The organism is Bacillus sp. PK6-026 (assembly GCF_054161455.1).
Genome location: NZ_CP096418.1, coordinates 3,940,004 through 3,963,818, shown reverse-complemented (window position 1 = coordinate 3,963,818; position 23,815 = coordinate 3,940,004). Strand labels below are relative to the sequence as shown.

Annotated in this window: 21 protein-coding genes; 18 read left to right on the top strand and 3 right to left on the bottom strand. The window is 47.5% G+C overall.

Annotation, left to right across the window (positions count from 1 at the left end; all coding sequences use genetic code 11):
• The first annotated feature begins 73 nt into the window (after positions 1-73).
• Together M1D59_RS20220 and argS are read left to right on the top strand one after the other, a co-directional pair.
• Positions 74-502, top strand: coding sequence for a YwiB family protein (locus tag M1D59_RS20220; RefSeq protein ID WP_224146329.1), 429 nt, complete (start codon positions 74-76; stop codon positions 500-502).
• Entirely contained in the window at positions 499-2,169 is a 1,671-nt protein-coding gene (argS, locus tag M1D59_RS20215) for an arginine--tRNA ligase (protein WP_023857053.1), read from the top strand. The genes M1D59_RS20220 and argS overlap by 4 nt, the downstream gene beginning before the upstream one ends.
• Positions 2,170-2,254: 85 nt before the next feature.
• Here argS and M1D59_RS20210 read toward each other — a convergent pair whose 3' ends face one another.
• Positions 2,255-2,521, bottom strand: a complete 267-nt coding sequence (locus M1D59_RS20210; protein ID WP_023857054.1) for a hypothetical protein — start codon at positions 2,519-2,521, stop codon at positions 2,255-2,257.
• 73 nt (positions 2,522-2,594) lie between these two features.
• Positions 2,595-3,785: a cardiolipin synthase gene (gene cls / locus M1D59_RS20205; protein ID WP_458117641.1), complete on the bottom strand. Its 1,191-nt coding sequence runs from the start codon at positions 3,783-3,785 to the stop codon at positions 2,595-2,597.
• Between the two features lie 149 nt (positions 3,786-3,934).
• Here cls and M1D59_RS20200 point away from each other — a divergent pair, with 149 nt between their 5' ends.
• The 7 genes from M1D59_RS20200 to M1D59_RS20170 all read left to right on the top strand — a co-directional run bounded on the left by M1D59_RS20200 (position 3,935) and on the right by M1D59_RS20170 (position 13,186).
• On the top strand, positions 3,935-6,049 hold the full coding sequence (locus M1D59_RS20200; RefSeq protein WP_458117640.1) for a (Fe-S)-binding protein: 2,115 nt from the start codon (positions 3,935-3,937) through the stop codon (positions 6,047-6,049).
• 97 nt (positions 6,050-6,146) lie between these two features.
• Positions 6,147-7,325 carry an acetyl-CoA C-acetyltransferase gene (locus M1D59_RS20195; RefSeq protein ID WP_144497873.1) on the top strand — a complete coding sequence of 393 codons (1,179 nt, stop codon included), beginning with the start codon at positions 6,147-6,149 and terminating at the stop codon, positions 7,323-7,325.
• 16 nt (positions 7,326-7,341) lie between these two features.
• Entirely contained in the window at positions 7,342-8,205 is an 864-nt protein-coding gene (locus M1D59_RS20190; RefSeq protein ID WP_023857058.1) for a 3-hydroxybutyryl-CoA dehydrogenase, read from the top strand.
• 12 nt (positions 8,206-8,217) lie between these two features.
• Complete coding sequence (locus M1D59_RS20185) at positions 8,218-9,348, top strand: acyl-CoA dehydrogenase family protein (RefSeq protein WP_105979536.1); 1,131 nt, start codon at positions 8,218-8,220, stop codon at positions 9,346-9,348.
• 13 nt (positions 9,349-9,361) lie between these two features.
• On the top strand, positions 9,362-10,501 hold the full coding sequence (locus tag M1D59_RS20180; RefSeq protein WP_035337908.1) for an acyl-CoA dehydrogenase: 1,140 nt from the start codon (positions 9,362-9,364) through the stop codon (positions 10,499-10,501).
• Positions 10,502-10,803: 302 nt separating this feature from the next.
• Entirely contained in the window at positions 10,804-11,322 is a 519-nt protein-coding gene (rpoE, locus tag M1D59_RS20175; protein ID WP_023857062.1) for a DNA-directed RNA polymerase subunit delta, read from the top strand.
• 256 nt (positions 11,323-11,578) lie between these two features.
• Positions 11,579-13,186, top strand: coding sequence for a CTP synthase (locus M1D59_RS20170; protein ID WP_020453291.1), 1,608 nt, complete (start codon positions 11,579-11,581; stop codon positions 13,184-13,186).
• Positions 13,187-13,322: 136 nt separating this feature from the next.
• On the opposite strand, the gene M1D59_RS20165 is transcribed toward M1D59_RS20170, so the two are convergent.
• A complete protein-coding gene (locus tag M1D59_RS20165; RefSeq protein ID WP_268460893.1) occupies positions 13,323-13,853 on the bottom strand; it encodes a DUF2529 domain-containing protein in 531 nt (176 codons plus the stop codon).
• Positions 13,854-14,026: 173 nt separating this feature from the next.
• Between M1D59_RS20165 and M1D59_RS20160 the strand changes: the two genes are divergently transcribed.
• From M1D59_RS20160 to malS, 9 genes are all read left to right on the top strand, one after another.
• A complete protein-coding gene (locus M1D59_RS20160) occupies positions 14,027-14,404 on the top strand; it encodes a response regulator (RefSeq protein ID WP_094777382.1) in 378 nt (125 codons plus the stop codon).
• Positions 14,405-14,606: 202 nt separating this feature from the next.
• Complete coding sequence (locus M1D59_RS20155) at positions 14,607-15,464, top strand: class II fructose-bisphosphate aldolase (protein ID WP_020453288.1); 858 nt, start codon at positions 14,607-14,609, stop codon at positions 15,462-15,464.
• A gap of 230 nt (positions 15,465-15,694) precedes the next feature.
• Positions 15,695-16,330, top strand: coding sequence for a fructose-6-phosphate aldolase (gene fsa / locus M1D59_RS20150; protein WP_020453287.1), 636 nt, complete (start codon positions 15,695-15,697; stop codon positions 16,328-16,330).
• Positions 16,331-16,587: 257 nt separating this feature from the next.
• A complete protein-coding gene (locus M1D59_RS20145) occupies positions 16,588-17,877 on the top strand; it encodes a UDP-N-acetylglucosamine 1-carboxyvinyltransferase (RefSeq protein WP_023857064.1) in 1,290 nt (429 codons plus the stop codon).
• 66 nt (positions 17,878-17,943) lie between these two features.
• Positions 17,944-18,909: a class II fructose-bisphosphatase gene (glpX, locus tag M1D59_RS20140; RefSeq protein ID WP_080131527.1), complete on the top strand. Its 966-nt coding sequence runs from the start codon at positions 17,944-17,946 to the stop codon at positions 18,907-18,909.
• A gap of 450 nt (positions 18,910-19,359) precedes the next feature.
• Positions 19,360-20,643 carry a transcription termination factor Rho gene (rho, locus tag M1D59_RS20135; protein WP_003186053.1) on the top strand — a complete coding sequence of 428 codons (1,284 nt, stop codon included), beginning with the start codon at positions 19,360-19,362 and terminating at the stop codon, positions 20,641-20,643.
• A 127-nt stretch (positions 20,644-20,770) separates the two neighbouring features.
• A complete protein-coding gene (rpmE, locus tag M1D59_RS20130) occupies positions 20,771-20,971 on the top strand; it encodes a 50S ribosomal protein L31 (RefSeq protein WP_003186051.1) in 201 nt (66 codons plus the stop codon).
• A 78-nt stretch (positions 20,972-21,049) separates the two neighbouring features.
• Positions 21,050-21,634 carry a thymidine kinase gene (locus M1D59_RS20125; protein ID WP_020453284.1) on the top strand — a complete coding sequence of 195 codons (585 nt, stop codon included), beginning with the start codon at positions 21,050-21,052 and terminating at the stop codon, positions 21,632-21,634.
• A 339-nt stretch (positions 21,635-21,973) separates the two neighbouring features.
• Positions 21,974-23,677 (top strand): oxaloacetate-decarboxylating malate dehydrogenase, encoded by a 1,704-nt coding sequence (malS, locus tag M1D59_RS20120; protein ID WP_023857066.1) that lies wholly within the window; start codon positions 21,974-21,976, stop codon positions 23,675-23,677.
• Positions 23,678-23,815 lie beyond the last annotated feature (138 nt).

Here is a 23,815-nt window from a genome sequence, read left to right as displayed (position 1 = left end):
GCAGCGGTTGAACTTTTTTTCCCGAATGATTATACTAATCAAGTCAAATCGGATCAAAAAAGGAAGTGTCGGAATGAACCAGGAGACACCCGTTAATATCCATGTGAAATCTGTTATCCGGGAAGGATCGGACACGGAAACGATCGAGTTCCGGACAACTGGGTTTTATTATATGAAAAAAGATAAAATATATCTTTCTTATCATGAAGAGCATGATGCGGGAAAGGTGAAGACGATCGTAAAAGCAAGCGAAAACGAAGTTCTGGTGATGCGTTCCGGCGCCATTGAAATGAAACAGCGTTTCAGGCCGGGCAGCCGCACCGTCACTCATTATAAAATGCCTTTCGGCAGGCTCGAGCTTGGCGTGGATACAAAATCCGTATCAGTCACCCGGCAGCCGCCAGACGGAATGATCAGCGTTGAGTACGATATGATTGTAAGCGATGAACAAAAGCATTTACATATGATGTCGATTTCGTATAGAGGAGGACACGAGTCATGAACATAGTCGAACAAATGAAAGATGTGCTGAAGCAGGAAATTAAAGAAGCTGTCATGAAAGCCGGCCTCGCCGCAGAAAGCGAGATTCCCGAAGTCGTATTGGAAGTCCCGAAAGACAAGTCGCATGGAGACTATTCCACTAACATGGCGATGCAGCTGGCGAGAATCGCCAAAAAAGCGCCGCGGAATATTGCCGAGGAAATCGTCGCATCCTTTGATAAAGGAAAAGCGTCGATCGACAAACTTGATATCGCAGGACCGGGTTTTATCAATTTCTACATGAACAATCAATATTTAACGAAGCTCATTCCGGCTGTGCTTGAAGCAGGAGAGGCCTACGGTGAAACAAATATCGGAGGCGGAGAACGCGTTCAGGTGGAATTCGTCTCAGCAAACCCGACGGGCAACCTGCATCTTGGGCATGCCCGCGGAGCCGCTGTCGGAGATTCTCTCTGCAATGTACTTGAAAAAGCGGGGTATGAAGTGAGCCGCGAATATTACATCAACGATGCCGGCAATCAAATCAACAACCTCGCATTATCCGTCGAGGCCCGTTACTTTCAGGCGCTTGGAAAAGACAAGCCGATGCCTGAAGACGGATATCACGGCGAAGACATTAAGGAAATCGGCCGAAAGCTCGCCGATGAATTCGGCGACCGTTTTGTTCATGAAGAAGAGAGCGAACGCCTCGCGTTTTTCCGTGAATACGGCTTAAAGTACGAATTAGGCAAACTTCGTGAAGACCTCGAGAATTTCCGTGTCCCATTTGATGTCTGGTACTCAGAGACATCGCTTTACCAAAACGGAAAGATCGATCAGGCGCTCGAAGCCCTTCGCGAAAAAGGGCACATCTATGAAGAAGACGGGGCGACATGGTTCCGCTCGACGGCGTTCGGCGATGACAAAGACCGCGTCCTGATCAAAAAAGACGGGTCCTACACGTATCTTCTGCCTGACATCGCTTATCACAAAGACAAGCTTGACCGCGGCTTCCAAAAGCTGATCAACGTGTGGGGAGCGGACCATCACGGCTATATCCCGCGCATGAAAGCGGCCATTGAAGCGCTCGGTTATGACAAAGAAACGCTTGAGGTCGAGATCATCCAGCTCGTCCATCTCTACAAGAACGGCGAAAAAATGAAGATGAGCAAAAGAACCGGAAAAGCTGTGACAATGCGCGATCTCATTGATGAGGTCGGCCTTGACGCGGTGCGTTACTTCTTTGCGATGCGCAGCGCCGATACGCACATGGACTTTGATCTTGACCTGGCTGTCTCCACATCGAATGAAAACCCGGTTTACTACGCGCAGTACGCTCATGCGAGAATTTGCAGCATGCTGCGACAAGGCGAAGAAAAAGGTATTTCATTTGAAGGGAACCTTGACCTGACGAAAATCGCTTCTGAAAAAGAGTATGATCTGCTTAAAGTGATCGGCTCGTTCCCTGAGGCTGTCGCCGATGCCGCAGAGAAGCGGATTCCGCACCGCATTACAAACTATATTTTTGAATTGGCATCTGTGCTCCACAGCTTTTACAATGCTGAGAAAGTTCTCGATCCGGCAGATGAAGAAAAAAGCCGGGCGCGTTTATCATTGATGAAGGCAACACAAATCACATTAAATAATGCACTCAAGCTGATCGGCGTATCAGCTCCTGAAAAAATGTAAAACGAATCCCCCGTCCTTTGAACGGGGGATTTTTTCTTGATTTGGTGAGGAGGCGTCTCACACAAGGAAGGTCCGTCGCCTTCCCTTATTGAACTTGAGCGTCAGAAAGAATCGATTGTGCTTTTCTTACTAACTCCTGCGCCATCTTCCCTTCGATGACAATCAGGCACTCATTTTCGCGATTGGCCATTCTGAACATTTCCAGTTCAATTAAATCTTTAATTTTGCACATTGTTTTTCTTGAGCATATATAAAGCTGATGTCTGGCTGAGCGGCAAAGTCTGTACAGCTCAATCAAGTTTTTTAATGTCATCGATTGTGCGCGGAGCTTAATCGACTCTGCTTGGTTCATCATATATCCCTCCGTATGTAATCATCACTTTGGTGAAATGTTACCCGCATGTTATGCAGGATAAACGTACGATTCATAAAAAATATGAAATCGATTTCGCCAGCCATTCGATGGGCCGCTGCATCACCGGCCGCTTCGCATACCGCTCCTTTGTCAGAAGCTCGGCGTGTTCAATACTTTCCTTGACGACGTCAAAGAATTGTTTTGTCCAGTCTTTATCATGGATGACGACATTCACTTCATCATTGAGAAACAGGCTTCGATTGTCAAAATTTGATGTTCCGATCATCACATGCCGGTCGTCGACGATCAATGCTTTTGCATGATAAAAGCCTCTGTAGTACCGGTAAATATAGCAACCCGCCTCCAAAAGTGCGGGAAAGTTCGTGTAGGCGGCCTCTTTGACAAGCGGATGGTCGGCTTTCATCGGCACGAGAACCGAGACGATCACGCCTCTTTCCCTGGCTGAAAGAACTGCTTGCTGCAAAGCCGGACTCGGAATATAGTACGGCGTGCAAATCATGATTCTTTCTTTTGCCTGATCAATAAATGAAATGTATTTTCCTTCCAGAGAAAACCCTTTTGTCGCATGTATCGAATGGGTGACAGCTCCTTGATGGAGCGGCGGGAACATACCGCTGTCCGGCTGTGATAGCGGCACTTCTCTATTGAAGTCTGATAAAAAAATGTGCTGCAAGTCGGCAACACCTTCCCCCGTCATTCGCAAATGGTAATCCTTCCACGGGCCGAATTCCGCTTTTTTACCAAGGTATTCTTTCGCAATGTTAAATCCGCCCACATAGCCGATCTTTCCGTCTATGACGGCGATTTTCCGGTGATTTCTTGCATTCAGTCGATAAAAGAAATAAGGGAAGCCCGGATTGTTGACAAAAAAAACGTGCGCTCCGCTTTGTTTCAATTCTGACAGCGTTTTTTTCTTTACCTTCATCGCGCCGATCCGGTCAATCAGCAAGCGTACACATACGCCGGCTTTCGCTTTATCCTTCAGCATTTTTAAAAATTCAAGGCTGATATCATCGTTCTTCACAATATAAAACATGACATGCACCGACGATTCGGCCTGGCGGATGTCATCCAGCAGCCGCTCACACAAGTCTTCTCCGTTATGAATCAGTTCAATATCGCTTTTCTTCTCTGAAAAAACGGGTTCGTAGGCTTTCCTTTCAAAGGCTTTGCGGCCGAAACGGAAATCGAGCGCAAGAAGCAGGATGAGAAAACATACCATAATCATAAGCGGCACCAATGAAGACACTCCCTTTTTTCGTGTAAAGAATAGTGTCCCCCTAATTTCCTGCATTTATGAAAACATATTGACTGAACACTCATTCATTATTTAAGATAAAGGTAGTTCAAGGGGATTTAAGGTTGGGGAAATGAAAGGGGGAGCAGCTGATGAATGTCTTATTGTGGTTGAATTTCATTGCGTTTTTAGGTGTAACCGCTTACGCCGTTTATCTGTTTGTCTACTTGATCCGAACGAGAATCAGTTACATCAGGCTCGGACAAAAAGAGGATTTTGATAAGCGGACGAAGGAGCGCCTTCAAAAGATATGGGAGAACGTGTTCGGCCAAAAGAAACTGCTTAAAGATAAAAAAAGCGGCATTATCCACGTCATGTTTTTTTACGGCTTTATTCTCGTTCAGTTCGGAGCGATCGATTTTATTTTGAAAGGGCTCGTTCCCGATCAAGGACTTCCGCTTGGCAGCGTCTACCCGGCGTTTACGTTTTTTCAGGAAATCGTCACGTTGATGATTTTAATTGCGGTGGTCTGGGCCTTTCACAGGCGCTATATTGAAAAACTCGTCAGACTAAAGCGCAATTTGAAGTCGGGGATCGTGCTCATGCTGATCGGCGGCTTGATGTTTACCGTTTTACTCGGAAACGGTATGAACATGATCTGGCATGAACATTCATTATCATGGCACGAACCGATGGCATCAGGCATCGCTTTTGCCCTCGGCTTCATGGGAGAAACCGCCTCAGCGGCAGTGTTCTATGCGGCATGGTGGGCGCATCTTCTTATCTTACTGACATTTTTAGTCTATGTGCCGCAGTCAAAGCACGCCCACTTAATTGCCGGACCGGCAAACGTATTTTTCAGCCGGCTGACAAACCCGGGAAAGCTTCAAAAAATCGATTTTGAAGATGAAACAAAAGAAACGTTCGGCGTCGGACGGATCGAGGAATTCAGGCAATCCCAGCTGATCGATCTTTACGCGTGCGTTGAATGCGGGCGCTGTACCAATATGTGCCCGGCTACCGGAACAGGCAAGATGCTTTCGCCAATGGATCTGATTTTGCGGCTCAGAGACCATTTGACAGAAAAGGGAGCAGCAGTAACATCGAAAACGCCTTGGGTTCCCGCGCCTCTCTTTCAGCATACGAAAGGCAACCAGCTGGCCATGGCGGCGGGAGGAGAAGGATCAAGAGAAGCGGCTGCTTCAGAGCTATACAATCCGAGCTTAATCGGCGACATCATCACCGAAGAGGAAATTTGGGCATGCACAACGTGCCGGAATTGTGAAGATCAGTGCCCGGTCATGAATGAGCACGTCGACAAGGTCATCGATCTCCGCCGCTATCTCGTGCTCACAGAAGGAAAAATGAATGCAGATGCCCAGCGCGCCATGACGAGCATTGAAAGACAGGGTAACCCTTGGGGATTAAACAGAAAAGAACGCGAAAACTGGCGTGACATGAGAGACGACGTTAAGGTGCCGACAGTGAAAGAAATGAAGAAAAAAGGCGAGGCCTTTGAATACCTGTTCTGGGTCGGGTCGATGGGATCGTATGACCGGAGAAGCCAGAAGATCGCCATGGCTTTCGCGCGCCTTCTCAATCAAGCCGGGGTCACGTTCGCGATTTTAGGCAATAAAGAAAAAAATTCAGGCGATACGCCGAGGCGGCTTGGCAACGAGTTTTTATTCCAGGAGCTTGCCGCAAAAAATATTGAAGAATTTGAAAAAAATGATGTTCGAAAAATTGTAACCATCGATCCGCATGCATACAATATTTTTAAAAATGAATATCCTGATTTTGGTCTGAAAGCGGAGGTGTATCATCATACAGAAATTCTCGCTGCCCTTATTGAAGAAGGAAGGCTGAAACCTGAGTTTCCGGTTCGCGAAACCGTCACCTTTCATGATTCATGCTATTTGGGCCGCTACAATGAGGTTTACGAACCGCCGCGCGATATTCTGCGCTCCATCCCGGGCATCCATTTAGTGGAAATGGAACGCAGCCGTGAAAACGGAATGTGCTGCGGAGCGGGGGGCGGTCTCATGTGGATGGAGGAAGAGACGGGCACAAGGATCAACGTTGCCAGAACGGAGCAGGCGCTCAGCGCTTCACCTTCTGTCATCAGTTCGGGCTGTCCGTATTGTTTGACGATGCTAGGCGACGGAACAAAAGCCAAGGAAATGGAGGATCAGGTCGGCACCTACGATGTGGCGGAGCTGCTTGAACGCGCCGTATTCGGCTCAGAACAAAAAGAACATGCTTCATAGACGGATTTCAGGTTTTGAATAAAGAAGGTGTGAGCCGGATCTCCGCCTTCTTTTATCTTCGGTATGCACAAATCATGATAAGGGGAGAGGATGTCAGGTGGCGAGATCGGTTATTGCAGGCGGCGCGCGCACGCCTTTTGGAAAACTCGGGGGCGCGCTTCAGTCAAAGACGGCAGCGGAGCTCGGCGGAATCGCCGTAAAAGAAGCATTAAAACGTTCCGGTGTACATCCTGAGGATGTCGATGAAGTCATTATGGGTTCCGTTCTTCAAGGCGGACAGGGGCAGCTGCCGTCGAGACAGGCTGCGCGTTTTGCGGGACTGCCATGGGACGTCAAAACGGAAACGATTAATAAAGTGTGCGCTTCAGGTTTAAGAAGCGTCACAATGGCGGATCAGATCATCCGGGCTGGTGATGCGGAGGTCATTGCAGCAGGAGGTATGGAATCGATGTCAAATGCCCCTTATTTGCTTCAAAAAGCGAGATGGGGGCTGAGAATGGGAGACGGAGCGGTTAAAGATTTGATGATCACAGACGGGCTGACATGCTCATTTACGGGTGTTCATATGGGCTCCTACGGAAATGCCGCTGCAAAAGAGTTGGAGATTGCAAGAGAAGAACAGGATCGATGGGCGCTCAGGAGCCACATGCGGGCCGTACAGGCTGCAGCTTCAGGTGCGCTCGGAGAAGAGATCGTCCCTGTTTGTATACCGCAGAAGCGGGGCGGCGAATTAACGGTTGATCAAGATGAAGCTCCGCGGCGCGATACGTCATTGGAAAGGCTGTCACAGCTTGCTCCGGTTTTTGACCACGATGGGACAATTACTGCGGGAAACGCGCCGGGGGTAAATGACGGAGCATGCTCGCTTATCGTGATGAATGAAGACAGGGCAAAGGAACTCAATGTGAAGGTGTCCGCCGTCATTAAAGCGCACACATCCATTGCAGTCGAAGCCAAAGACTTCCCGAAAACCCCAGGGCTTGTCATCAGAGAACTGCTTAACAAAACCGGAGCTGAGCTTTCTGATATCAAACTGTTTGAAATCAATGAAGCGTTCGCCGCGGTAGCTTTGGCAAGCGGAAAGATCGTGGGCCTTGACATGGAGAAGGTCAATGTCAACGGCGGCGCCATTGCGCTAGGTCATCCGATCGGCGCGAGCGGGGCAAGAATCATTTTGACGCTTATGTACGAATTAAAACGGCGCGGCGGCGGTACAGGTATTGCTGCCATTTGCAGCGGCGGCGGTCAGGGAGACGCCGTGATGATCGAGGTATAAAAAAGGGGGAGTTTAAATGAAAAAAGACACGATCATGGTCATCGGAGCCGGCCAGATGGGGGCCGGGATCGCCCAGGTCTCTGCCCAGGCCGGATACAATGTTTACATGTACGACGTATCACCTGACCAAATTGAAAAGGGAATGAAGCGCATTTCCGGCCAGCTAGTCAGACAGGCGGAAAAAGGCAAGCTTCCGCATGGAGACGTACAGCAAATCTACCAGCGTCTTTCTCCTTCGGCTTCGCTCGACGATGCGCGGGAAGCTTTTCTCATCATTGAAGCGGCTGTTGAGCAAATGGATGTAAAAAAAGAGATTTTCAAACGGCTTGATGAAGTGACCGAAGACTCAGCCCTATTGGCATCAAATACATCGTCATTGTCGATTACGGAACTCGCTTCCGTCACGAAAAAACCTCAAAATGTCATCGGCATGCATTTTATGAACCCGGTTCCGGTCATGCAGCTTGTCGAGGTCATCAGGGGGCTTGAGACGAGCGGCGAAACATATGAAACCGTCGTGGCTGCGGCGGAGCGGATGAACAAGGTTCCGATCGAGGTGCGGGATTTTCCGGGATTTATCTCCAACCGCATTTTAATGCCGATGATTAACGAGGCGGTTTTTGCGCTTTATGAAGGCGTCGCCGAGAAAGAAAGCATAGACGGAATCATGAAGCTTGGCATGAACCATCCGATGGGCCCGCTGGCTCTCGCTGACCTGATTGGTCTGGATACGTGTCTGTATATTATGGAGACGTTGCATGAAGGTTTTGGCGATGATAAATACCGGCCTTGTCCGCTCCTTAAACAATATGTCAGCGCAGGACGTCTCGGAAAGAAAACGGGCAGAGGGTTTTATACGTACGAAAAGCAGCCGACATAAGGAGGGGTGACCTTGAATTTTCAGTTTACAGAAGAGCAGACCCGCATGCAGAAGATTGTCAGGCAATTTGTTAAACAGGAGGTCGCTCCTTTTGTACCTGAAATGGAGAAAGGGCGTTTTCCAACCTCTCTTTTGAAGAAAATGGCGGAGCGCGGCTGGATGGGGCTTCCGATTCCGGCTAAGTACAGCGGGGCCGGTCATGACTTTATCACCTATATAATGATCATCCATGAGCTGTCAAAGAAAAGCGCCGTTCTTGGCGCGGTTCTATCTGTACACACGTCAATTGTCACCATTCCCATTCTTTTATACGGAAATGAGCGGCAAAAAGAACATTATGTTAAAAAGCTGGCAGCAGGGCAGTACTTGGGAGCCTTTTGTTTAACCGAACCGAGTGCCGGTTCCGATGCGGGCAGTCTAAAAACCAGGGCCGAAAAGCGCGGCGATACCTATGTGCTCAACGGTACGAAAGTTTTTATCACAAACGGCGGAGCCGCCGACATTTATCTTGTTTTTGCTTCAACCGATCCGAAAGCGGGAACGGAGGGCATTTCGGCTTTTATCGTGGAGAAGGGCACGCCGGGCTTTTTTATTGGGAAAAATGAAGAGAAAATGGGGCTTCACGGTTCGCTGACGGTCACTTTAAATTTTGATAACGCTGTCATTCCCGCCCGGCAGCTGCTGGGGAAGGAAGGTAAAGGATTCAAAATGGCCCTTTCCAATCTGGATACCGGGCGGATCGGAATTGCGGCGCAGGCTCTGGGCATCGCCGAAGGAGCGCTTTCTGAAGCCATCGAATTTCTAAAAATACGGTATCCGGACGGAGAGCTGTATAAGAACGGACAAGGGCTTGCTTTTAAGCTGGCCGACATGGCGGCGAGGACAGAGGCTGCCAGGCTTCTCGTTTATCAGGCCGCTTCGCTGAAACAACAAGGCGTCCAGACGGGAAAGGCTGCTTCAATGGCCAAACTGTTCACTTCGGAAACGGCAATGTATGTCGCCGGAGAGGCCGTGCAGCTGCTCGGAGATTTTGGATATACAAAGGATTTCAGCGCTGAACGATATTTCAGGGATGCGAAAGTGTGTGAAATTTATGAGGGCACAAGCGAGATCCAGCGGATCGTCATCGGTAAGCATTTATAAGGGGGGGAAAAGAATGATCTTTAAGCTGAGTGAAGAGCACCAAATGATACAGAAGATGGTGCGCGACTTTGCCCGTCAAGAGGTGGAGCCGACTGCAAAGGAGCGGGATGAGGAAGAGCGGTTTGACATGGAACTGTTTTCCAAAATGGCGGAATTGGGGTTGACGGGAATACCGTGGCCTGAGGAATACGGGGGGATCGGCAGTGACTACCTCGCCTATGTCATCGCAGTAGAAGAGCTTTCGAAAGTCTGCGCCTCAACGGGCGTCACCTTGTCAGCCCATACTTCGCTTGCAGGCTGGCCGATTTATGCATTTGGAACGGAAGAACAGAAGCAGGAATACTTAAAGCCGATGGCCCGCGGTGAAAAGATAGGCGCCTACGGATTGACGGAGCCCGGTTCAGGCTCTGATGCCGGCGGCATGAAAACGACCGCGGTCAGAAATGGTGATGATTATATTTTAAATGGAACGAAGATCTTTATCACAAACGGCGGAATTGCAGACATCTACATCGTGTTTGCCAACCTTGCGCCGGAACAGAAGCACAAAGGCACAACCGCTTTTATCGTTGAAAAGGATTTTCCCGGTTTTTCTGTCGGGAAAAAAGAAAGGAAGCTGGGCATCCGTTCATCGCCGACAACCGAAATTATCTTTCAGGACTGCCGCGTGCCTTTAAAAAACCGCCTTGGCGGGGAAGGTGAAGGCTTTAAAATCGCAATGCAGACGCTTGATGGAGGAAGAAACGGAATTGCCGCTCAAGCCGTCGGGATTGCCCAGGGTGCATTTGAGGCGGCGAAGGCGTATGCGAAAGAGCGGAAGCAATTCGGCAGGCCGATCGCTGAGCAGCAGGGCATCGCTTTTAAACTGGCTGATATGGCGACGGAGATTGAAGCTTCAAGGCTTTTAACCTACCAGGCGGCATGGCTGGAATCAGAGGGGCTGCCTTATGGAAAAGCTTCCGCGATGTCGAAGCTATATGCAGGGGATACGGCTATGAAAGTGACGACGGAGGCCGTGCAAATATTCGGCGGATACGGCTACACAAAGGATTATCCGGTCGAGCGCTTTATGCGCGATGCAAAAATCACTCAAATCTATGAAGGAACGCAGGAAATACAGAAGCTCGTCATTTCGAGAATGCTGATGAAATAAGGGCGGAAAACAGCCGTCTGGCACGGTTTGGACTGCTGCCGGCGGACAGGCCGCCGACGCAGTTTTTTTCGTTTTCAAGGGGCCGGACGCTCCCGGCTGTTCTATGTTTCAATCCCGCTTGCCGCCGATTTCCAATGCAACAGGTAAAAATTATTGAATTAACGGGAATAAAGGTGGCATAAAGTGATTTCTTTTGTTTATAATGAGAGGTATGGTTTGTCGTAAAGACAGGGATTACATGCTTATTTTCTATGACAGAGATAGTAGATACATACATGAAGATAGAAAGGGAGTGTCTGGCGATGAGTTTGAAACAATACTCAGAGGAACAGCTAAAGGAAATGGCTTTAGTTGAAATCGCATACGAAATTTTTTCGGAACACAAAAAACCGATTACATTCCAGGAGCTAACAGATCAAGTGGCTTCCTTGCTTGGAATGGGGAAAGAAGAGCTGGAAGACCGCATCGCCCAGTTCTACACAGATTTAAATATCGACGGACGCTTTTTGGCGCTGTCAGACCAAACGTGGGGCCTGCGCAGCTGGTATCCGTATGATCAGCTTGATGAAGAAACACAACCGACTGTAAAAGCGAAAAAGAAAAAAGCGAAAAAAGTGGTTGAAGAAGATCTTGATCTTGACGAATTCGAAGAAATCGACGAGGATGATATTCTTCTTGACGATGTCGAAGACGACTTGGACATTGCCGCCGATGAATTCGAAGAAATCGATGAAGCCGACGATGATGAACTGGATGATCTTGAAGACGAGATCCTGGACGATGATGATGAAGATTTTGAAGAAGAGGAAGACGAGGAGTAATTTTGCCGCCTGAACGGAATTCATGTTTAAATCGATCTTGACTTTCACAGGCGAACTATGTAGTATGTATTTTGGGCTCTTCAAAACGAAGAGATTCGAGTGATACGGACTATCAGCTCCCTTTCAAGAAATTGAAAGGGAGCTTTCTTGTTTTTCCGCCTCCTTATCATTTAAATCATTTAGAAAAGATCTAAATGATTTTTCATAAAAAGAGCATTTTAAGGAATAAGCGTTAATCGAAGAGAGGGGTACAGAAATGACAAAATATATCTTTGTAACCGGAGGAGTTGTATCCTCGCTTGGAAAAGGAATTACGGCGTCTTCGCTCGGCCGCCTGCTGAAGAACAGAGGTTTGAATGTCACCATTCAAAAATTTGACCCGTATATCAACGTAGACCCGGGGACAATGAGCCCGTATCAGCACGGTGAAGTGTTCGTAACCGACGACGGTGCGGAAACGGATCTTGACCTCGGCCACTATGAGCGCTTCATCGACATCAATTTAAATAAATACAGCAACGTGACAACAGGAAAAATCTATTCCACGGTGCTGAAAAAAGAGCGCAGAGGCGATTATTTAGGCGGTACCGTACAGGTTATACCTCATATCACAAATGAAATTAAAGACCGCGTATTCCGCGCCGGAAAAGAAACAGGCGCTGATGTCGTGATCACCGAAATCGGCGGAACCGTCGGTGATATCGAATCGCTGCCGTTTCTTGAAGCGATCCGCCAGATCAAGAGCGATGTCGGCCGCGACAATGTGATGTACATTCACTGTACGCTAGTTCCATATCTTAAAGCGGCGGGAGAAATGAAAACAAAGCCGACTCAGCACAGCGTAAAAGAACTGCGCAGCCTCGGCATTCAGCCAAATGTCATCGTCGTGAGAACAGAAATGCCGATTTCTCAGGACATGAAAGATAAAATCGCGCTGTTCTGCGACATCGATCCTAAAGCCGTCATCGAGGCCGGCGATGCGGATACGCTCTACTCCATTCCTCTCGACCTGCAAAAACAAGGGCTGGACAGCTTAGTCTGCAGCCACTTGAAGCTGGATTGCAGAGAAGCCGATATGGAAGAATGGAAAGAACTTGTCAAAAAGGTAAAAAGTCTGTCCAAAACGGTGACAATCGCTTTGGTTGGTAAATACGTCGAGCTCCCGGATGCCTACATTTCAGTTGTGGAATCGCTTCGCCATGCGGGTTATGCGTTTGACGCAGACATTCAGGTTAAATGGATCAATGCGGAAGAAGTGACGGAAGACAACGTTGCCGATCTTGTTCAGAATGCGGATGGTATTCTTGTGCCGGGCGGATTTGGAGACCGCGGTGTTGAAGGGAAAATCACGACAGTCAAATATGCCCGCGAACAAAAGATTCCGTTCTTCGGCATTTGCCTCGGAATGCAGGTGGCATCGATTGAATACGCAAGAAATGTGCTCGGTCTTGAAGGAGCGCACTCAGCCGAAATCGATCCTTCCACACCGTATCCGATTATCGACCTTCTCCCTGAACAAAAGGACATTGAAGACCTCGGCGGAACACTGCGTCTCGGACTTTATCCGTGCAAGCTTCAAGAAGGGTCGAAAGCGTATCAGGCATATGAAAATGAAGTGGTCTATGAACGCCACCGCCACCGCTATGAATTCAACAACGAATTCAGACAGCAGATGGAAGAAGCCGGATTTGTATTTTCCGGGACAAGCCCTGACGGCCGCCTCGTGGAGATTATCGAGCTTAAAGATCATCCATGGTTTGTCGCGTCTCAGTTCCACCCTGAATTCACGTCAAGACCGACAAGACCTCAGGCTCTGTTCAGAGACTTCGTACATGCTTCGCTGAAGACTTCGGAAAAGCTGTAAAAAAGAAAAAGGCCTACCGGCACATCACGCCGGCAGGCCTTTTTTGGATTTTTCTGGTGATAATGGCGGCCCGAACTGGTACTATATTCATTAAGGCCGGCCCCACCGTCATTAATTTCCTTTAGGCAACCCTGTTTTATTGGTATTCCTGAAGAATTTCCTTTAATGTAAAGGATAGGGCATGATAAATGTAGAGGCTGACCATCAGGGACGGAAATCCGAACCTTGTTCCGTCTTCATCGGGAAGAAGCGGCATTCTCAGCTTTGAATCGATATGGACATCGGCGAATGATGCGATCGGGGCGCCGTCTTTTCCCGAAGGGGAGATGACAACAAGTCCGATTCCTCTTTCATACAGTTTTTCCGCCATTTTCAGCTCTTCGTCATCCGCTGAACCGGCGCAGAACATCAGCACTTTGTCCGTCATTTCAAAATCGGGCCAGTTTTCTTCGTTCTTCGGCAGCACTTTGACTGAGGGGAACGGTTCAGAACTGTACATCGCTTCTTTCAAAATGCCTTCCAATTCATTTTTTCCGTATACATAAACCGAATGATCACTGATGACCGCCTGAGCCAACAAGCGGGCGCCGTCCTCTATCGATTGGGCCTCGCCCTCTTGAATCCGGTTGAAGATTCCCGTCAATTGAGTGGTGAAAATTTTAAGCAAGCTGACTCCTCCTTTTTTACTGACTATCATTATATAACAAAAGAGAATAATGGGAAAAATCCTCTAAATATGTCGCAAACTTAAATATTTTAATTAAAGGAAAAGAGAAAAACAAAACAGAATAGATAAACTACTGCTTAATTTTGGCGAAAATTATAAATATAGAGGTGTAAATCATGAATGAGAAGATTTTAATCGTAGACGACCAGTACGGGATTCGGGTTCTGCTGAATGAAGTTTTCAATAAAGAAGGATACAAAACCTTCCAGGCTGCGAACGGGATTCAAGCGCTTGACATTGTGAAAAACCAGCGCCCCGACCTCGTTTTGCTCGATATGAAAATCCCCGGCATGGACGGAATTGAAATTTTGAAAAGGATGAAGGTCATTGACGAGGGGATCCGGGTCATCATTATGACGGCCTACGGAGAGCTCGACATGATCCAGGAATCGAAGGAGCTCGGAGCCCTGACGCACTTTGCGAAGCCTTTTGACATCGACGAAATTCGCGATGCCGTTAAAACCTATCTGCCTATAAAGTCCAACGGATAGCTGAAAAGTTTTTGATGTTGTCACAGTCACAATGTTGCCGATTTGTTGATTAATTGTTATTCTATATAAGTAGAGAAAAGCTATCTAACGTTTTTAAAAAACCAAAACATTTTACATATGGCGGATTTTTCTGGTCATGCTAGGTAGGTGTGGAGGCTTTTTTCGCAAAAGCAAATCAGGCTACATAAGGAGGACTTTCGACATGCCTTTAGTATCAATGACGGAAATGTTGAATAAAGCAAAAGAAAACGGATATGCTGTCGGACAATTTAACTTAAATAACCTTGAGTTCACTCAAGCGATTTTACAAGCCGCTGAAGAAGAGAAATCTCCTGTTATCCTCGGTGTATCAGAAGGTGCAGGACGCTATATGGGCGGATTTAAAACCGTTGTGGCAATGGTTAAAGCGCTGATGGAAGAATACAACGTAACAGTACCTGTTGCGATTCATTTAGACCACGGCTCAAGCTTTGAATCTTGTGCAAAAGCGATTCATGCGGGATTCACTTCCGTTATGATCGACGCTTCCCACCATCCTTTCGAGGAGAACGTTGCGACGACTTCAAAAGTTGTTGAGCTTGCTCATTTCCACGGTGTATCAGTTGAAGCTGAGCTTGGAACTGTAGGCGGACAGGAAGACGACGTAATTGCTGAAGGCGTCATCTACGCGGACCCTAAAGAGTGTCAAGAACTTGTTGAGCGCACAGGAATCGACTGCCTTGCACCTGCATTAGGTTCTGTTCACGGCCCTTACAAAGGCGAACCAAACCTTGGATTCAAAGAAATGGAAGAAATCGGAAACACAACTGGTCTTCCGCTCGTACTTCACGGCGGTACAGGCATTCCTACTGCCGACATCAAGAAAGCTATTTCTTTAGGTACGGCAAAAATCAACGTCAACACTGAAAACCAAATCGCTTCTGCGAAAGCTGTTCGCGAAACGCTTGCTGCGAAGCCTGAAGAGTATGATCCGCGCAAATACCTCGGACCTGCACGCGAAGCTATCAAAGAAACAGTGATCGGCAAAATGCGTGAATTTGGTTCTTCAAACAAAGCATAATGACGATTGGAAAAGCATCTGTTTTCCCCGCAAAGCCGGGGGAACAGGATGTTTTTCTGATGTTTTAGGGAAGTGCTGTTAACACATGCCTTTGACGGCATGAGGCTCTTTTGCTTCCCGTTCAGTCAAAAAAGCCGCCTGATAGCGACAGGCGGTTTTATCCATATCATCCGGAAAGCGCAAACATGTTCCACAGTTCAGACATTTTCATGACAGGAGGTTTTATCAATATGCTGTTTTTTATTGATACTGCAAATTTAGACGAAATCAAAGAGGCACACGCTCTCGGTGTGCTTGCAGGAGTTACGACAAATCCTAGTTTAGTAGCAAAAGAAAACATTTCGTTTCATGACCGTCTGCGTGAAATTACCGAAGTGGTTTCTGGGTCAGTCAGCGCCGAGGTTATTTCTCTGAAGGCTGAAGAGATGATTGAAGAAGGAAAAGAGCTTGCGAAAATCGCGCCGAATATTACGGTGAAAATTCCGATGACGTCTGACGGCCTGAAAGCTGTTAAAGCATTAACCGATCTCGGGATTAAAACGAACGTCACGCTGATCTTCAGCGCAAACCAGGCGCTTCTTGCCGCAAGAGCAGGAGCTACGTATGTTTCCCCGTTCCTGGGACGCCTTGACGATATCGGCCACAACGGCCTCGATTTGATCAGTGAAATTAAACAAATTTTCGATGTGCACGGTTTGGACACGCAAATCATCGCCGCGTCCATCCGCCATGCGCAGCATGTGACTGAAGCCGCGCTAAGGGGAGCGCATATCGGTACGATGCCTCTCAAAGTCATTCATCAGCTTACAAAGCACCCGCTGACTGATAAAGGGATTGAACAGTTTTTAGCTGACTGGAATAAATAATTGCTTCATGTGGGTGGCAAGTGGAGGGGCTCCCTCCGTTTGTCACCATTTTGTCTTACAAAGAGAAATGAATGTTTTGCAGAAGAGAACCTTGCCGCAGTCTGCTTCGCTACTTTTCTTCCCGATAAATTTAAAATCTGTTGTATTCTTTCTCTTTTAATTGGATAGATTTTGAAATGAACCATTTATTTTGAGTCTGAAGGAAATCTCATTATGAAGCGCTCCATTAGCTATCTTCTTTAAGGAAGGAGACGATCATGGAAAAGTTAAATATAGCCGGCGGCGATCCTCTCAATGGCACAGTACATATAAGCGGAGCGAAAAACAGCGCTGTCGCTCTCATACCTGCGACGATTTTGGCTGATTCGACGGTTACGCTTGAAGGCCTTCCCCATATTTCAGACATTTTGACGCTGCGCGATCTGCTGAGAGAGATCGGCGGAAACGTTCACTTTGAAAAGGGAGAAATGGTCGTTGATCCTGCGCCGATGATCAGCATGCCTTTGCCGAATGGAAAAGTGAAACAGCTTCGGGCTTCTTATTACTTAATGGGCGCGATGCTCGGACGCTTTAAGAAAGCGGTCATCGGCCTTCCAGGCGGCTGCCACCTCGGTCCGAGACCGATTGATCAGCATATCAAAGGTTTCGAGGCGCTCGGAGCCGAAGTGACGAACGAACAGGGTGCGATCTATCTGCGTGCGGAGGAATTAAAAGGCGCGCGCATTTATCTTGATGTCGTCAGTGTTGGAGCAACGATCAACATCATGCTTGCCGCCGTGCTTGCCAAAGGCAGAACCGTAATTGAAAATGCTGCGAAAGAACCTGAGATTATCGATGTTGCCACCCTTTTAACGAGCATGGGAGCAAAAATAAAAGGTGCCGGTACGGATGTCATTCGCATCGAAGGCGTTGAGTCGCTTCACGGGTGCAGACACTCGATTATTCCGGACCGTATCGAAGCCGGCACTTTCATGATCGCAGCTGCTTCCATGGGACAAGAAGTGCTGATTGATAATGTGATTCCGACGCATTTGGAATCGTTAATCGCCAAGCTCCGCGAAATGGGAGTTCGAATCGAAGAAAGCAGCGAGCAGATTTTAATGGTCGGCGGACAGAAAGAGCTGAAACCCGTCGATTTAAAAACGCTCGTATACCCCGGTTTTCCGACAGATCTGCAGCAGCCGATGACATCGCTCTTAACGAAGGCGAACGGGACGAGCGTCGTCACTGACACCATTTATTCCGCCCGCTTCAAACATATTGACGAGCTGAGGCGCATGGGCGCGTCGATGAAGGTCGAAGGCAGATCGGCGATTATTACCGGTCCCGTTCCTCTGCAGGGCGCCAAGGTGAAAGCGAGCGATCTGCGGGCGGGAGCGTGTCTCGTTGTTGCGGGTCTAATGGCGGAAGGAGTCACGGAAATCACCGGTTTGGAGCACCTTGACAGAGGCTACAGCCAGCTTGAAGAAAAGCTGGCAAAGCTTGGGGCCACTGTCTGGCGCGAAAAATTGACAGACCAGGAAATTGAACAGCTGCAAAATTCCTGATGGACAAATGCTGTGATAGATCAAACATAAAACGATTTCATACGGGTGAGGGGAGATTAGATAGGAATGGAAAGAAGCTTATCGATGGAACTGGTGCGTGTGACAGAAGCGGCTGCGCTTAAGTCAGCGCGCTGGATGGGTAGAGGTAAAAAGGACGAGGCCGACGACGCTGCGACAAGCGCCATGAGGGATGTATTTGACACCATTCCTATGAAGGGAACGGTCGTAATCGGAGAAGGGGAAATGGACGAAGCGCCGATGCTTTATATTGGAGAAAAGCTCGGCAACGGCTACGGCCCTCGCGTAGACGTAGCAGTAGATCCTCTCGAAGGGACGAACATCGTCGCAAGCGGCGGATGGAACGCACTCGCAGTCATTGCTGTGGCTGATCACGGAAACTTGCTGAATGCACCTGACATGTATATGGATAAAATCGCTGTAGGTCCTGAAGCTGTCGGCTGCATCGATATTGAAGCGCCTGTGATTGACAACTTAAAAGCTGTGGCAAAAGCAAAAAATAAAGATGTAGAAGATGTCGTAGCCACGATTTTGAACCGTCCTCGGCACGAGAAAATCATCCATGAGCTTCGCGAAGCAGGCGCCCGAATCAAGCTGATCAACGACGGGGACGTGGCCGGTGCCATTAACACCGCTTTTGATCATACAGGCGTCGATATTTTATTCGGCTCAGGAGGAGCTCCGGAAGGCGTCTTGTCTGCTGTCGCACTCAAAGCTCTCGGAGGAGAAATTCACGGAAAGCTTCTTCCTCAAAACGAAGAAGAACTGAGACGCTGTGAAAAGATGGGGCTTGATACGGGCAAAGTGCTCCGCATGGAAGACCTCGTCAAAGGAGACGACGCGATTTTTGCTGCAACCGGTGTCACAGACGGAGAGCTCTTGAAAGGCGTGCAATTCAAAGGATCTGTTGGAACGACCCACAGTATAGTCATGAGAGCGAAATCCGGTACGGTGCGGTTTGTGGACGGAAGACACAGTCTCAAGAAAAAACCTAACCTGGTCATCCGGCCATAAGAAAAAGCGGGGATATAGACGACCCGCTTTTCCCTTGTATTTCACTTCACAAATTGAATCAAGGTTCATACTCTGATACAATAGCTAACGGCTTTTCTTCTTTATGTCAAGGCATTTTCAAAACAGGGTCATCTCTATCAATTTCATGTCAAATCGTAAATGAAGTTGAATATGTACGACAAATGAGGTAAAACTAAAGAGTGCTGCGAAATTTTCTGCACATGTTGGTTCTTAGAGAGCCAAAATCCTGCCGCATCTATCAGATATGCGATTATCTTCTCTTGTTAAGTCCTCGCTTCTTTCTCGACTCATACTTATAATCCTTTTCAATACGTCGATATATATGGGTAGAAGCGTTGCCGGTAAACGAATCGGCAGTATAATCAAGCGTCTTTCATGAAATTGATGAGACAAAGTAAATTATTCGATTAGAAAAGAGTGGTGTTCTTAGTGAAAGATGTATCCATTTCATCTTTGGAAAATATGAAATTAAAAGAGCTGTATGAGCTTGCAAGGCATTATAAAGTCTCTTATTACAGCAAACTGACAAAAAAGGAACTGATTTTTGCCATTCTGAAAGCGAACGCCGAACAGGAAGATCTGCTGTTCATGGAAGGCGTATTGGAAATCATCCAGTCTGAAGGGTTCGGCTTTCTCAGACCGATCAATTACTCCCCTAGTTCAGAGGATATCTATATTTCCGCTTCGCAAATCCGCCGTTTTGATTTGAGAAACGGTGACAAAGTGTCCGGAAAGGTCCGTCCTCCAAAAGAAAACGAACGGTATTACGGCCTTCTGCATGTTGAAGCGGTTAACGGCGACGATCCTGAATCGGCAAAAGAGCGCGTGCACTTTCCAGCGTTAACGCCTCTTTATCCAGACCGCCAGATGGTGCTTGAAACGAAACCGAATCACCTGTCAACACGGATCATGGACATGATGGCGCCGGTCGGATTTGGACAGCGCGGTCTGATCGTCGCTCCGCCTAAAGCAGGTAAAACCATGCTTTTGAAAGAGATCGCGAACAGCATCACAACCAACCATCCGGAGGCGGAGCTGATCGTGCTTCTTATCGATGAAAGGCCTGAGGAAGTGACTGATATCGAACGTTCGGTTGCAGGAGACGTCGTCAGCTCCACGTTTGACGAAGTGCCTGAAAACCACATCAAGGTGGCCGAGCTTGTTTTGGAACGTGCGATGAGGCTTGTCGAACATAAAAAGGACGTCATCATTTTAATGGACAGCATTACAAGGCTTGCCCGCGCTTATAACCTAGTCATTCCACCGAGCGGCCGAACGTTGTCAGGGGGAATCGATCCCGGCGCTTTCCACCGTCCAAAGCGTTTCTTTGGAGCAGCCCGCAACATCGAAGAGGGCGGCAGCTTAACGATCTTGGCGACCGCGCTTGTCGACACGGGCTCGCGGATGGATGACGTCATTTATGAAGAATTTAAAGGGACAGGGAACATGGAGCTTCATCTTGACCGTTCTCTTGCGGAAAGAAGAATCTTTCCTGCCATTGATATTCGCCGTTCGGGTACGCGTAAAGAAGAACTTCTCGTTCCGAAAGAGCACCTTGACCGTCTGTGGTCCATCCGGAAAACGATGTCTGACACGCCTGATTTCGTCGAGAAATTTATGAGAAAAATGAAAAAGACGAAAACGAATCAGGAGTTTTTCGATATTCTGATCCAGGAATGGAAGCAAGCGAATATGTCGGCGGCAAGGCGCTGATTTAAAACTTTAGTTTGCAAAACGTCCGAATCGCTGTTATAATTTCATCATGTGCGTTCCGGAGGTTTTGTCCCGGAATAATAACTCTGTTTCCGAATTGGATTCAGGGCGGAAGGAGATGACAGATATGAAAGCAGGAATTCATCCTGAGTTCAAAAAAGCAACAGTCAAATGCGCTTGTGGAAACGAATTTGAAACAGGTTCAGTAAAAGAAGAGGTACGCGTTGAGATTTGTTCTGAATGCCATCCGTTCTACACTGGCCGCCAAAAATTCGCTTCTGCTGATGGTCGTGTTGATCGCTTTAACAAAAAATACGGTCTTAAGTAATAATAGATATGATAAACAGGCAGGATTTTTCTTGCCTGTTTTTTTACTTGCAATAATCGCTGGAGAGGAGTTAGTCGGATGTACATCATGAAGCAAAGCGGATGGCTTGAGCTCATATGCGGAAGCATGTTTTCGGGCAAGTCAGAGGAGCTTATCCGCCGGATCAAAAGGGCAACGTTTGCGAGACAGGAAGTCAAAGTGTTTAAACCAGCCATTGATAATCGCTACAGCAGTGAATCGGTTGTTTCGCATAATGGGACATCCATTGTTTGCCATGCCATCGCATCTCCGGAAGAAATTTTTCAATACATAAGCAAAGAAACGGATGTCATCGGCGTCGATGAAGTCCAGTTTTTTGACGAATCGATTGTCGGCACGTTAACTTCTCTGGCTGATCAGGGCTACCGTGTGATTGCAGCAGGTCTTGATTTGGACTTCCGGGGCGAGCCTTTCGGTGTCGTGCCAGATCTTATGGCTTTAGCGGAAACGGTGACGAAGCTGCAAGCGGTGTGCTCTGTCTGCGGATCTCCGGCCAGCCGTACGCAGAGGCTGATCAATGGAAAACCTGCTTCTTATGACGATCCGGTCATTTTGGTGGGGGCTTCCGAAGCATATGAAGCACGCTGCCGCCACCATCATGAAGTGCCTGGAAAGCCAAAATGAAATCGGACAAACACATAAGATTTTCACGCAAAAAACACTTGGTAAAAACAAGTGTTTTTTTTATTGAATCCTTTTTATAGGAATTAATGTAATTAAAAAACTTAATTAAGAATACGAAAAAATTAACTAATTTTCATCGCTTGAATTTTGACAAAGTCAGGCATAAAATGACTTACTGTAGTCAGTAAAAAGTAAATAGGTTTTAAGAAATGTTCAGTTTTTTGTCAAAAACGCGCGTTACATATTTGACAATCTACATGTGTAAAAAAGGCAAATGTTCTATATTGTTTACCGTATTTATTTCACTTCATTAATATTTTAAGAAAGAAGGTAATTAGTGTGAACAACATGAGAAGAACGAAGGAAGGATATTTGGAGACTTCTTTGCGGGGAAAAGACGTTCTTTCCATTCCGACGCTTAATAAAGGTGTTGCATTTTCGCTTGAAGAAAGAAAGAACCTTGGTCTTGAAGGGCTTCTGCCGCCGACTGTTCTCAGCCTTGATCAGCAGGCGGAACGGGCTTATGAACAATTTTCCCGTCAACCTGACAGACTTCGTCAAAATGTATATTTGAACGATCTGCAAAACAGAAACGAAGTGCTTTTCTATAAATTATTGCAAAACCATCTGCGTGAAATGCTTCCAGTTGTCTATACGCCAACTGTCGGTGAAGCGATTCAGGAATACAGCCACGAATACCGCAGACCGCACGGTGTTTACTTGTCAATCGATGATATAGACGGAATCGAAACGGCGTTTAAAAACCTGCAGGCGTCTGCTGATGACATCGATTTGATCGTTGCGACCGATTCCGAAAGCATCTTGGGCATCGGCGACTGGGGCGTCGGAGGCATCAACATTGCAATTGGTAAGCTTGCAGTATATACGGCGGCAGCAGGAATCGATCCGAGCCGCGTCATCCCAGTCGTACTGGATGTCGGAACGAATAATGAAAAACTGCTAAACGATCCGCTTTATATCGGAAACCGTCATCCGCGTGTAGAAGGTGAGCGTTACGAACAATTTATCGACGCTTATGTCGAAACAGCATTGAAGTTTTTCCCTAATGCGCTTCTTCACTGGGAAGATTTCGGAAATAAAAACGCTCGCAATATTATGAGTAAATATAACCATAAAATTTCAACATTTAACGATGATATCCAAGGAACAGGGGCTATCACGCTGGCAGCGATTTTAGCAGCTGTTAAAAAGACCGGCACGTCTTTGAAAGACCACCGCGTCGTCATCTTCGGACCTGGTTCTGCGGGTATCGGAATTGCTGACCAAATCCGTGACACCATGGTGCTTGAAGGGCTTTCAGAAGAAGAAGCCAGCCGCGCATTCTGGACAGTCGACTACAGAGGATTATTAACGACAGGCATGGATCAAATTTTGGATTTCCAAGAACCGTATTTGCGCGATACCGAAGAAGTGAAAGAATGGAAACGCAATGAAAAGGGAGAGATTTCCTTTGAGGAAGTCATCCGTCAAGTGAAGCCTACCATTCTGATTGGTACATCAGGTGTTGCCGGCGCCTTCACTGAAGAAATTATCAAAGAGATGGCGGCTCATACTGAACGTCCGGTGATTCTGCCGATGTCCAATCCGACACATCTGGCTGAAGCTGTTCCTGAAGACTTGTTCAAATGGACGGACGGAAAAGCGCTTGTGGCGACGGGAAGCCCGTTTGAAGCTGTTGAGTACAATGGCGTGAAACACGAAATCGGACAATCCAATAATGCTTTCGTATTCCCTGGATTAGGCCTGGGAACAATCGTTTCGAAGGCGAAAGTCATCACAAACGGCATGTTTGCAGCATCTGCAAACGCGGTCGCGAACATGGTTGACCATGAAAAACCGGGTGCAGGCCTGCTGCCGAAAATTGACGACCTGCAAGACGTATCCGTTCAAGTGGCAATTGATGTTGTGAAAGCTGCCATTAAAGACGGCGTGGCTCAAGTTCAGCCTGAAGATGTCGAAAAGGCGGTTCGCGAAGCCATGTGGCGTCCGGAATATCAAACAATTGTTGCAAAACGCGACTAATATTCAATACTGAGGAAACGATAAAAAGAAACAGCAGCCCGGGTCCGGATATTTTGTCACCGGGCTGCACCAATCAAAGATGAAAAATGGGATCGACGGCTGTGTAACAGGGCGACTGCGTTTATCAGCCGCCGTTAA

Excerpts from the sequence above, each read along its gene's own strand:
- M1D59_RS20220 (WP_224146329.1), top strand. The coding sequence starts at position 74 with ATGAACCAGGAGACACCCGTTAATATCCATGTGAAATCTGTTATCCGG.
- argS (WP_023857053.1), top strand. The coding sequence starts at position 499 with ATGAACATAGTCGAACAAATGAAAGATGTGCTGAAGCAGGAAATTAAA.
- M1D59_RS20210 (WP_023857054.1), bottom strand. The coding sequence starts at position 2,521 with ATGAACCAAGCAGAGTCGATTAAGCTCCGCGCACAATCGATGACATTA.
- M1D59_RS20200 (WP_458117640.1), top strand. The coding sequence starts at position 3,935 with ATGAATGTCTTATTGTGGTTGAATTTCATTGCGTTTTTAGGTGTAACC.
- M1D59_RS20190 (WP_023857058.1), top strand. The coding sequence starts at position 7,342 with ATGAAAAAAGACACGATCATGGTCATCGGAGCCGGCCAGATGGGGGCC.
- M1D59_RS20180 (WP_035337908.1), top strand. The coding sequence starts at position 9,362 with ATGATCTTTAAGCTGAGTGAAGAGCACCAAATGATACAGAAGATGGTG.
- rpoE (WP_023857062.1), top strand. The coding sequence starts at position 10,804 with ATGAGTTTGAAACAATACTCAGAGGAACAGCTAAAGGAAATGGCTTTA.
- M1D59_RS20170 (WP_020453291.1), top strand. The coding sequence starts at position 11,579 with ATGACAAAATATATCTTTGTAACCGGAGGAGTTGTATCCTCGCTTGGA.
- M1D59_RS20155 (WP_020453288.1), top strand. The coding sequence starts at position 14,607 with ATGCCTTTAGTATCAATGACGGAAATGTTGAATAAAGCAAAAGAAAAC.
- fsa (WP_020453287.1), top strand. The coding sequence starts at position 15,695 with ATGCTGTTTTTTATTGATACTGCAAATTTAGACGAAATCAAAGAGGCA.
- M1D59_RS20145 (WP_023857064.1), top strand. The coding sequence starts at position 16,588 with ATGGAAAAGTTAAATATAGCCGGCGGCGATCCTCTCAATGGCACAGTA.
- glpX (WP_080131527.1), top strand. The coding sequence starts at position 17,944 with ATGGAAAGAAGCTTATCGATGGAACTGGTGCGTGTGACAGAAGCGGCT.
- rpmE (WP_003186051.1), top strand. The coding sequence starts at position 20,771 with ATGAAAGCAGGAATTCATCCTGAGTTCAAAAAAGCAACAGTCAAATGC.
- M1D59_RS20125 (WP_020453284.1), top strand. The coding sequence starts at position 21,050 with ATGTACATCATGAAGCAAAGCGGATGGCTTGAGCTCATATGCGGAAGC.